The following is an 11,266-nucleotide window of genomic DNA, read 5'->3' as shown; positions in this document are numbered from 1 at the left end:
GGCTGTCAGAGAATCGGCTTCAGCGCGTCACTGGGCCAACTGCCAACGAATGCCTGGGGGTAGCCCGCCTGAAGCGCTGCGCAAGCGCCCTCGTCGGGCATCAACGGCGCGTCATCGAACAGTTGGGCGACCGGTGTCCAGACCACCAGCAACCCATGTTGCGCAGCCTCCAGGCACAGCGCTACGTCGAAGCCCCCTGCGGCCTTCAAACCACCGCAATGATCGAACAAATCGCGGCGTATCAGCATGCAGTCGGCAGAGACCGCTGCACAGCCTCGTACCGTGTCTGGCCAGCGTGCCTCGGCGCAGTCGGCGAGTGCCAGCCCCGACCACGGCGCATGCACCTGCGGCCCTTGCAATAGGTCGAAGCCGGCGTGCACCAGATTCAGCTCGCGCGACAGCAGGCAGGCGCCAACGACCCCGACCTCCGGGCGCAGCCCTTCATTGAGCAACGCTTCGATCCACGCGGGTGAAATCACCTCGCAGTACTCTGCCAGCAGCAGCAAGTGCTCACCTTGGGCGTGTTCGGCTGCACTATTCAACAACTCGGAAAGCTCACTGGCCTGGGTGGTCACCAGACGCACACGACTGCCCAGCGATGCCAGGCCGGCGGACAGCGCATCGGCATGCGCGGAGGACGAGGCCACCACTACCTCGTAACGGGGGTAGCGGGTCCGTTGCAAGATGCTGTTCAAGCAGCCCATCAACTGTTGCGGATCGCCCTGCGCCGCGACCAGTATGCTCACCAGTGGCGTGGCTGAATGCCGGTAGTCCAAAGTCAGGCCCGCTTCGCCCCGATCATGCACCTCGCCCCGATAGCCCAAGTCGGTGAGATGGCGTTTGAGGCGTGTGGCGGCCTCGGCCTGAAGGCTCGGCCTAGAAACCGACCCCACGACCAAGTACTGATCCATATGAGCCAGGCAACCTTGACCGTGTTGCTCGACCAGACGCAGCAGCAGGTCGAACTCGAACGCTGCACTCAGGCTTTCACTGTACCCTCCCGCATCCAATACCGCCTGACGACGAACGCACCAGTGTCGCGACATCAAACCGGGCTGACTGCGCAAGACAGTCAGGTCGCTGCCTGGACGCACGACCGGGTGCAGGCGCCCTTGGTCGTCGCGCTGTACCTCGTTGGCACACACCGCCAGACACCCAGGCGCCTGCGCTAACTCCTGATGAAGACGTAACAGACCGCCGACCACCAACTCGTCACCGGCGTCCAGAAGCATCAGCCACTCGCTGGCAAGCTGGCGCAACAGCTGATTGAGGTGATTGATCCAGTTGTCATCGTTCACCTGGACGAAATGCAGGGTGTCACGTGACGTTGTGATCGCCGGTGGCTTGCCATTCTTGAGCACCACCAGCTTGAACTGCCGCAGGCCACTTGCAAGAAGGCTGTCGAAGCTGGCTTGCAGCGCAAGATCGTCGTTGTGCAGATCGAGGACGACGAAGGTCAGCAGCACGCCCGGACGCTTGGCGATTTCAGCCAGCGCGCGCCGGCGCACACTCTCCTGCGGGAGCGATTCGGCCAACGCGCCGATCACCTGCCCGGAGCGGGTGTCTGCGAGCCAGTCCAGCGCCTGCAAGCCCGGTATCTGCTGCAGGCGCTCGAGCCATTCACCCAGTTCCAGCGCCCGCTGCTCATCTTCTACGCCGGTCAAGGTGGGAACCAGATGACGGCAGACCTGTAGATTGAACAGACCGAGCGCCAGCGCTTTCCAGTAGCGTTGCTGCAAGCTTTCGCGAGTGTCGTTCGGATGTTCGATCAGCAACTCGCGCTGGCGCACCCAGGTACCCTCGAGTGCTTCGCGGTGGGCCTGACCTGTCGGCCAGGCGTGGCAGAGGAACTCCACCTCCGTCAAATCCGCGAACAGAATTGGGTCGTAGTAGGGCAGTTCCACGTACTGGCGAGGCTCGAAAACCCGCTGTGGTTCGCCGATTACCGATACCCACGGCGACGTGAACAGCAGCGGCGCATCGGCGTGATCGTAGGTACTTCGCACCAAGTGATTGAGCACCTTGAAGCCGGCTTCATCAATGCACAGTGCGGGGCCTGCGCTATCCCACTGACGCAGCACGCGCACGGTATGTGCCAATTGCTGATCCCGTGCCACCGGCGTCAACCCACAGGTGGCCAGTTCGCAGATCACATCGGTTTGCTGCACCGACGCAATGAAACCCTGAGTCAGCAGGGCGTAGGACAATGCCACCTGCCAACCGGCGAAATCCAGCTCTGCAGGCAAGTCCGCCAATACCCGGGTGAGTGCGTCGATCCGCAACACCGCCCGCCAGGCCGACTGACCAGCTAGCGCATACTGGTGCAACCGCCCGCGGCCGCCCTCGCCTTGCGGTGGGTGCATTACAGCACCCACCTTGTGATAGAAGGCTTTGGCATTACCCAGCCGATACGCCAGAGCGTAACCCTGGGCGCCCAAGAACTGGGGGGTCTGGGCCAAGACCTGGACTGCGCGGTCCAGTGCCTGGGGGCGCACGAAATCAGCGTCAAGCGCAAGCATGACGTAAGGACTTTCGAGCTGGCTCAACGCCTGGATCAGTCGCTCACTCAGCACCGCTGGGGTGTTCTGGCCATGCAGGTACTCCAGTGCCACGCAGGCGACTCCAGCGCGTTGGTAGTAATGCAGGGCGCGAGCGCGGTGAGCGGGCTGCTCGTGCCCGAGCAGGATGACTGTCACCTGATCGCGTGAGGCGGTTGCATTTTCAGCCATAGGGCACCTATGAGTAGTGTGTGGAGGCACCGGATGAACCGGCGCCGGACATTCAGTCTGCCAGCCAGGCGTTGGCCCACTGCTGCAGATGGTGAGGCCTGAGCAGGTAGTCTCGCAGTACTGCTTCACGCAAGGCATCGCCCTGTCGGTAGCTCGCTTGCGGATCGGCCAGGTGCATGCGGATAGCTTCCAGCCACTGCGCTGACGTGTTGTCCCTCACTCGCGTACAAGGCAGGTAGCCATCGTAGGCTTTGGTCTGTGTGCAGATCACCGGGAAACCGCAAGCGCCGTACTCGAGCAGCCTTAGATTGCTCTTGCAGTCGTTGAACAGGTTCTGCTCAAGCGGGGCCAAGGCCAGATCGAGGTTGAGACTGGCAAGTTTCTGCGGATACACCGCCAACGGCACACCTTTGTGAAACTCTTTGACATAAGGCCGCAGCACATCTGGACACATGCCGAAGAACACCCAGTCGACCTCTTCGGCCAGGGTGCGAATGACGTCGAGCAGCAGCTCAAGGTCGCCCCGATGGCTGGTGCCGCCAGCCCATCCCACGCGTGGGCGCAGAGTGGTCTGGCGCTCGCTGTGCCTGTCGGCCCACAGGTGAGCGGCAAGCATGTTCGGCACTACGCGGATGTCGTGGTGCATGCCCGAGAGAGCGTCGGCCAAAGGTTGGGTAGAAACCACCAGCCGATCGCATAGGCCAATGCCTTCGCTAACCAACTCGCGCATATTGCTGGGCATGTTGCGCGCATGGGCGTTCTTCTTCGGTACATCGATGATGTAGTCATCGATCTCATAGATTCGCCGCGCATTCGACAAACGCTTGATGCGCTTCATTTCGTCGAGCGACGTGGTGGTGTAGCGGCATTGCAGGATGATGACATCGGGCTGTTCACGCTCGATTTCGATCATTTCCGGCGTGCTGTAGTCCAGGCGACCTTGGATCCATCCGGCCTTTTCCAATTCATGGAAAGGTTGAGCGACACGGTAGTGACCTACTGCAGAGGTGTTGATTGGCAGCCCCAACACCGACGGCAGCACGCGAGCGATGAAGGGGTCCCAACCGCGTCGCTGTCCGGGATCGAGGTTGAAACTGGCCATCTTCAGGCTGAGATTGCGATTGTAGGCCGGATCACGAGCCACCGTGGCTAACCAGCGGCTGTGGAATGTATCCAGATCCAGCGCCTTGCGTCGACTGTCAGGCGGCACATCGTGTGCGCTGCCCAGGCGCACCAATAGCGCATAGGGCGTCCAGACGCACAGGTAGCCGCGCTCGCGAGCGCGCAAACAGAGGTCGGCGTCGTGCAAGCCAGCGTGCAATGCCTGGTGATCGAAACCCTCGAGCGTCTCGAACAGCGCTCGGCGTATCAGCATGCCATCGAGCGGCAGCGCGCTCCAGTTCTGAGCCGCCTGCAGCCGATGCAGATAACCGCTGCTCTGTGCGGACACACCGACGAACGGGCTACTCACACCACCATGCAACCCCAATACCAGGCCTGCCCCGAAAACGTTGCCTTCGCGGGTGCACAACTTGGGCCCCACCACGCCGACCTCAGGACGTTGTGCCTGAGCCATCATCTCGCTCAACCAATGAGCGTCGAAGGCCACGCAAGCACTGTCGAGCATCAGCAGGTATTGGCCTGAAGCCGCATGACTGGCCTGATTGAAACGCTGCACACGCTCGCCGGCTCCGACGTCCACCACCCGCAACTGAGCGCTGCCCAATGCGGCCATCGCCCTACACCACTGGTGCAGCTCGTCTGGGAGGTCATCTGGCGCCACCAGCAACACCTCGAAGGAGGTGTAGAGCGTGTGCTCGAACACGGATTCGACACAGCGCATCGCCGCTGCCAGATCCTGTCCCACATCGACCAGAATCGAAACCAGCGCTGGCGAGTGATGACGATAGTCCACACGACACAAGGCCAGTTCCTGATGCCCGATGACCTGGGCGTCCACGCCCAATCGCGCCAGATGGGCAGCCACGACCTTCGGCGCCTGCGCGACGCAGTCCGGTTCGCGCAACCAGCGGTCGATATCCCACTGGCAGTGCACCAGCAACTGATCGATATGCTCGACCACCTGCAGACCTTGTTGCTCGGCCAGACGCCAGATCAGGTCATGAGCCGCCAGGGGGCCGAAGGTGGTATCGAAACCGCCTGCTGTACGCAATGCCTGACAATCGAACGCTAGCACTCGGCCCACGTAGGGCAGACTGCGCATCAGATCTAGGTTGAAATCGGGTTTGAGGATAGGCGTGTGCGCACGCAAGGTATCGTGCCCACCCTCGTCGGGATACAGACACAGACGCCCGCCCAGTGCCATCCGCTCGGCCATGATGGCCAATGCATGGGGCACAAGGCGATCGCCGGCTCTCAGCAACAGTACCCAGTCGAATTCGTCGGTGGCATCCAGCCGAGCCTGCAACGCCGCGAAGCCGTCGCCGTCCTTGCGCACCCGCTCGATCGATCCGTCCTCGGGCAATGCCAGGGTCTCAGGTGCCAGCACCCAGCAACCAGCCGATTCATACGACTGCGCCTTGAGACTCGTCAGCGTCGTTCGAACAGCGTGCTCTTCACCGTTCTGAGCCCAGATGACCGATACGATGCGCGGGCGTATGGGCCATTGCTCGAAGCGCTTGGGCAATGCGGCTATCTGCGCAGTGGACAGCGCCCGACATTCCAGCCACTGCTCATAGACCTCGTCGAAGGACAGGCAGTCAGTGCCCACCTGCTGCTGCTGACGCGCCTGCTGCGCGCCATACAGCCGATTCAGCTCGTACTCGCGCCACGTCGCGTCCGGCGACGCGCTGTACTCGTCCAGTGGCAAATAGCGCACCCAACCAGTGGCAGGTGCAGGTTCGCTGGTACGTGCCGCCAGCATGGCTTTGATCCAATCGGTTTCGCCGTCGAAGGCCATGACCAACCGGGTCTGGTGACTCAAGCGTCCAGGATGCAGACGCTCAAGGCTTAAATACCGCTTGAGATGACCCAGGTCGCCTCGGCGCATCAGACAGATGTAAAGCGCCAGATCCAACCTCGCGACGAAGCCACCCTCCTCCACCAGTGCTGGCAAGTACGCCTGCACCAGGGTTGTACGCATCAGGGCATGGCTGAGCCCACCGAACAGGTTCGGCGCGTAGGTTTCCAGGGCCTCCAGCAGATCCCCGCCATTGATCAGCGCGTCGTCCGGGCAGAGAACCGCATTGAGCATGCGTGAGGGCAGCAAGGCGTCGTCGGCATCGCACAGCATGCGCTGGCAAATGGTCATACTCACGCCGGCATGCGCCTGCATCAATGCAGCCTGTTGGCTTATGCAATCGGGGAACAGACGATCATCGTCGCACAGGAACTTGATCAGCTCACCGCGCGCTTCGCTCAGGCATGCCAGTAGATTGCGCGCGAAGCCTAGGGTGCCAGCGTTTCGCATGTAGCGCACCGCTACACCCGACTGCGCCACCACCTGCTCGACGATATGCTTGATGGCGCCGTCCGTGCTGTCATCGCATACCAGCACCTCCAGGTTCGGGTAGTCCTGCTCGATAGCACTGAGCAACGTGGCGCGGAAGAAGTCTGCGCGGTAGGCAGGGATAACGATGCTGACGAGGGCGGATGGGGTCACAGCGCGGAACCTTGTGAAAGGCCCGCGCGCCGCGCTCACGAGCGCGAGCGCACGGACGATGACGCAGGAGGGATCAGATGTAATTGACCAACGACAAACTGGCGATCTTGGCGTAGGACTGCAGCGAAGCCTGATACATGTTGGTCTGCATCTGCAGGCGCATCATCACCGATGCCGGGTCGCTGTCGCGGATCGAGCTCTGGGTCTTGGCGTTCTCGGTGGTCAGTGCCTCGTTGGTCTCGGACTGCACGTCCAGCGCCGCACCGCGGCCACCGATGCTGCTGATGGACGAGGCGACCTGATCGGACGCGCTGCGGACATTGCCGATCGCCGAATCCAAGGCGGCCTGGAAGTTGCGCTTGGCCGTCGGATCACTGTCTACAGGGGAGTTCAGGGCCGCACGCAACTGGCCGATGGTGTCGAGTACGTTCTGGGTCTGATGGGTATCGACCTTGATGCCGAACGCGTCACCGGCACTGGGGGTGCCCGATAGTTGGAAGCTCACGCCCGAGGCGGTCGCCGTTGAACCTGACAGCGTTCCGCTGGAGATCGGGCGGCTATTGTCGCTCATCGGTGCGGCGTACAGCTCGAAGTCGGTGGCGCTGGTGAACTTCAAGACCGCACCGCCGCCCGGGAACGAGGCGTTGTACTGGCCCTGGTTGCTGATGGTAGCGCCGGTCACCTGCGCCGAAGAGCTGTTGCCGGGGCTGCGCGTGCCGGCGATGGAGTCGGCCTTGGAGCTCAGGCTGAAGGTGTGCCCTGCGATGGCTGCATCCGGGTTGGCCTGGTCGCCCGGCTTGAGGCTGATGCCCAGACGCAGGTCCACTCCGCGGAAAGAGATCGAAGGGTTGTCGCTCTTGGGGTCGAACGTGCCGCCCTGAGAGGCTTCCAGCGTGACATCGTTGCCACCGGCGTCGAGGATGCGGTACTGGGTGCTGCTGAGAAACTCGATGTTGTACGGCTCGCCGCCGCGGAAGCGGTCGTTGTAGGTGGCGCTGCCGGACACTTGCCCATCGGACAGGCTCACGCGTCCGTCGTCCACCGCCGGCGAGGTCAGGCGGGTCTGGCTGCGGCTGGTATTGAGCGCCTGTTCGAAGGCGTCGTAACCCGTCTCGTTGGTCGCCAGGCTGAGCATGTCACCGACCTGCAGCTTGAGCTGGCTCTGGTCACCCTGATAGCTGTAGGTGCCGTCAGCGTTGCGGGCATACGGTGGGGTGTCGCCCTTGGAGCCGGAGAACAGGTACTTGCCGTTCTCGTCACGGCTGTTCATCAGGGAGAACAATTGCTCCTCCAGCGATTTCAGCTCGGCGGCATTGGCCTTGCGGTCGTCGTCGGTGAAGCCGGCGTTGCCGGAACTGACCGCCAGTTCGTTGACACGCTGCAGGATGTTGCTGATGCCGTTGAGCGTGCTCTCTGCCGTGCCCAGCGCGTTGCGCACGTTGGTGGTGTTGGTCTTGTACTGGTCCAGCATGTTCTTCTGCTGATCGAGTTGCAGCAGCCGCGAGGCGCCCACCGGATCGTCGGCGGCGGTACGCACGCGGACCAGATCGGTGGCTTCCTGCTGGGTCTTGACCAGGTTGCCGAAGCTGCGCTGGTTGTTGGTGCTGCTGGTGTTGTAGAACTGCGAAGTGGAAATGCGCACGGTCTACGTCTCCTTCAAAGACTGTTGATCAAGGTGGCGAAGGTGGCCTGGGCCGCCTTGATGATCTGCGAGGACGCGGTGTAGTACTGCTGGAACTTGACCAGGTTGCCGGTCTCTTCATCGATCGACACGCCCGAGACGCTGTCGCGCCCCTCCAGTGCCGACTTCTGCAACGCGTCGGTGGCATCCATGTCCATGCTCGCCTGGCTGGCCTTGCCGCCGACGTTGGACACCAGCTTGGCGTAGGCGTCGGTCATGCTGATACCACGGCCGTCAGCGCCGACGTCCACCGTGGCCTTGGTTTGCAGGTCGAGAATCGACTGGGCGTTGCGGTTGTCGGAGGAACCGCCGGCGGTCAGCGACACCGTGAAGTTGTCACCGCTCTTCGGCGCACCCGACACGTCCATCTCGAAGGTGAAATTACGCTGGGTGGCGCCGTCCATGATCGGGTTGCCGGAGCCGTCGACCATCGGCACCGAAAGCTGCAGCTTGTTGCTCTGGCCGGGGATGATGGTGCCGGTGCCGATCGAATTGCCCTTGGCGTCGTACAGGGTATAGCCCTGAGGCGAGGCGGAGTCGTCGCCGAACACCAGTTTGACCGGCGTGGAGTACTTCAGGCCCGTCTGCAACTCGGCGCGGTCGGTGGCGTTGTAGATGTCCAGCTTGGAGGTCAGGGTCGGCTGGTTGACCAATCCGGTGCCCTGGTTGCCCCCGCCGTTGACCACACTCAGTGGCGAGGACATGGCCAGGCGCTTGGGGTCGGTCAGCACCGCCTGGATACCGGCAGCGGCATTGCGCGTCGGGGTGATCTTGAAACTGTCACCGGCGGACACCGCGCCGCCGTTGAGCGACAGGCTGAAACCTTCGATCACCTTGGGCGGGTTGTCGGTCAGGTCGAAATTGCCCATGTCGGTGCCATCGGGCAGCTTGCGCACGTTGTAGCCGGTGGCGCTGGTGAAGGTCACCTGGTAATCGCTGGTGCCGAGCTTGCCGCTGTCCTTGATGGTCACATCGAGGTTGCCGGAACCGGCACTGTTGCCTTGTCGGGCGATGCTGCGCTCGCTGACGGCCTTGGCGCTGTTGATGTCGCCGAACAGCAGCGCGCCGAACTCGCCGTTCTTGTCGATGCCCTGCCCCAGTTGGCTGTTGATCGCGTCGGAGATCACCAGCGCCACGCGGCCCAGCTCGTTGAGTGCCGGGTCCAGGGTTTCCTTGCGGTAACGCAGCAGGCCGCCGAGCTCACCGCCGGTGGTGGAGGCGGTGATGTCCATCTTGGTGCTGCCGCGGTTGATGACCAGGCTCATGCGCGTGGGATCGTCGCGACCCGGCGCCACTTCCAGGGCCTGGGTGGTCTTGCCGAGCACCAGCGCCTGGCCGTTGGGCAAGTAGATGTCGTAGTTGCCTTCGCGCTCGACCACCTGGGTGCCGACCAGCTTGTTCAGTTCGCGCACCGCACCGTCGCGCTGATCGAGCAGGTCGTTGGGCTGGCCCTGGATCGCCGAGACACGGGAAATCTGCTCGTTGAACTGGGCGATGGTGGTGGTGAGCTTGTTCACCTGGTCGGCCATCGACGCCATGTTGGCGTTGAGGTTGGTGTTCTGTTGATTGAGCTGCGAGGACAGGCTGTTGAAGCGCTTGGACAAGGTCTGCGCGCCAGTCAGCAGCAATTGCCGCGAGGCGTCCTCGTTGGGCTTGGCCGCCGCGTCCTGCATGGCGTTGAAGAAGCCCTTCAGCGCTGCGGTGATGCCGGTGTCGGCACTCGACAGCGCCGTATCGAGCGGAGCGATCTGCTTGAGGTACGAGGTGGCGTCGCTGGACAACGAGGTGGTGGTGCGCAGTTGGTTCTCGAGGAAGGCGTTGTACACCCGGCGCACGTCGGCCAGGGTCGTGCCGCTGCCCATGAAGACCGTGCCGGTCTGCTGCGAGCCCTTGGTCTTCTGCACGATCTGCTGGCGAGAGTAGCTGTCCACATCGGCGTTGGCGATGTTGTTACCCAGGGTATGCAACCCCGATTGCGCGGCGCCCAGCCCGGACATGCCAATGTTGATCAAGCTCGCCATGTTTCGCTGCCCTTAAAGTTGCGTGGTGGTCCCGAGCATTGCGTAGCTCGTGTCCGACTTCATTTGTCGTGCGATCTGCGAGATCTTGCTGGCGTAGTTGGGGTCGGTGGCATACCCCGCCTTCTGCAGCTCTCGCACGAACTGTTCCGGTTTATCGGCTGCGTTCACCGCAGCTTGATAGCGCGAATTGTTCTGTAACAGGCTGACCAGGTCGTGGAAGCTGTCCTGGTACGACGCGTAGGAGCGGAACGCCGCCGTCTCCTTGACGAACTGGCCGTCACGAAACTCGCTGGTGATCGCCCGCGCCTCGCCACCCTGCCAGTTGCCGGTGGCCTTGATGCCGAACAGGTTGTGACTGCTGCTGCCGTCGGGGTTGCGCATGACCGACTTGCCCCAGCCGGTTTCCAGGGCCGCCTGGGCCACCAGATAGCGCGGATCGATGCCGATGCGCTTGGCGGCCTGCTCGGCCATCGGCAGCATGGTGGCAACGAAAGCGTCGCTGTCGGCGAACGCTTTCTTCGGCGCCAGCGGTGGCTGGGCCACGGCGCGGCCGAGGATCTGCAGGTCACGCCCGGGCGCGGCGAACGCTTGCGCCGGTTCCCAGTCGCCAGTGGCCACGCCGCCGGGGGGAATGTCGCCGCGTTGCGGCAGTGCCGCGGCGTTGCCAGCCGCCGCAGGCGCGCTCGCCGACGGCACGATGCCGGCCAACAGGCGATCGGTGAGTTTGCCGGGCAGCGACAGGCGCCGCGCATTGAGCGCCGCCACGTCGTTGCGGGTCGCCGTGGACTCCATCGCCTGCGGCGCGGCGACCACCTTGGTGCCCCACAGCGCCGGCGCATTACCGTCCACGCGCGGGAACGGACTGGTGTTGGGACGCGCGGCCTTGTTCTTCGACAACTGGCGCACCAGCACGTCCTGCAGACCGATACCGCCGCCCTCGCGGGACATGCTCACGGACAACTGCTGGTCGTACATGTCGCGGTACTGCTTGACCGTCTCGGTGTTCATCGGGTCGTCGGCCGCCATGACATCGCCCGCCTTGCGCGAGGCCTTGAGCATCTCGCCGATGAACAGCGATTCGAACTCCTGGGCCACCTTGCGGATGTTGCCCTCGCTGTCGCGGTCGCCGTGCTTGAGCGAACTCAGGCGATTGAGGTCGGTGTAGGCGCCGCTGTCGGCGCTACCGGAGACCAGGCTCTTGGGGGTCATCGCC

The 11,266-nt window shown here is 63.1% G+C and carries 5 protein-coding genes; all 5 read right to left on the bottom strand.

Going from position 1 to position 11,266, the window contains the following annotated elements:
* Positions 1 to 5: 5 nt before the first annotated feature.
* The 5 genes from Q7C30_RS18380 to flgJ all read right to left on the bottom strand — a co-directional run bounded on the left by Q7C30_RS18380 (position 6) and on the right by flgJ (position 11,262).
* Entirely contained in the window at positions 6 to 2,729 is a 2,724-nt protein-coding gene (locus tag Q7C30_RS18380; RefSeq protein ID WP_317872325.1) for a glycosyltransferase, read from the bottom strand.
* A gap of 52 nt (positions 2,730 to 2,781) precedes the next feature.
* On the bottom strand, positions 2,782 to 6,351 hold the full coding sequence (locus tag Q7C30_RS18375) for a glycosyltransferase (RefSeq protein ID WP_317872324.1): 3,570 nt from the start codon (positions 6,349 to 6,351) through the stop codon (positions 2,782 to 2,784).
* A 73-nt stretch (positions 6,352 to 6,424) separates the two neighbouring features.
* On the bottom strand, positions 6,425 to 7,993 hold the full coding sequence (locus Q7C30_RS18370; protein ID WP_317872323.1) for a flagellar hook-associated protein 3: 1,569 nt from the start codon (positions 7,991 to 7,993) through the stop codon (positions 6,425 to 6,427).
* Positions 7,994 to 8,007: 14 nt separating this feature from the next.
* Complete coding sequence (gene flgK, locus Q7C30_RS18365; RefSeq protein WP_317872322.1) at positions 8,008 to 10,053, bottom strand: flagellar hook-associated protein FlgK; 2,046 nt, start codon at positions 10,051 to 10,053, stop codon at positions 8,008 to 8,010.
* Between the two features lie 12 nt (positions 10,054 to 10,065).
* Positions 10,066 to 11,262 (bottom strand): flagellar assembly peptidoglycan hydrolase FlgJ, encoded by a 1,197-nt coding sequence (flgJ, locus tag Q7C30_RS18360; protein ID WP_039578981.1) that lies wholly within the window; start codon positions 11,260 to 11,262, stop codon positions 10,066 to 10,068.
* Between the last annotated feature and the right edge of the window lie 4 nt (positions 11,263 to 11,266).

This window comes from Pseudomonas sp. RAC1 (genome assembly GCF_030658255.1).
GTDB lineage: Bacteria > Pseudomonadota > Gammaproteobacteria > Pseudomonadales > Pseudomonadaceae > Aquipseudomonas > Aquipseudomonas boreofloridensis.
Note: the sequence above shows the minus strand (reverse complement) of the source record. Positions and strands in the feature narration are given on the sequence as shown.

What these genes read in the sequence shown, in the direction of transcription:
- Q7C30_RS18380 (WP_317872325.1), bottom strand. Translation starts at nt 2,729, where the DNA reads ATGGCTGAAAATGCAACCGCCTCACGCGATCAGGTGACAGTCATCCTG.
- flgK (WP_317872322.1), bottom strand. Translation starts at nt 10,053, where the DNA reads ATGGCGAGCTTGATCAACATTGGCATGTCCGGGCTGGGCGCCGCGCAA.
- flgJ (WP_039578981.1), bottom strand. Translation starts at nt 11,262, where the DNA reads ATGACCCCCAAGAGCCTGGTCTCCGGTAGCGCCGACAGCGGCGCCTAC.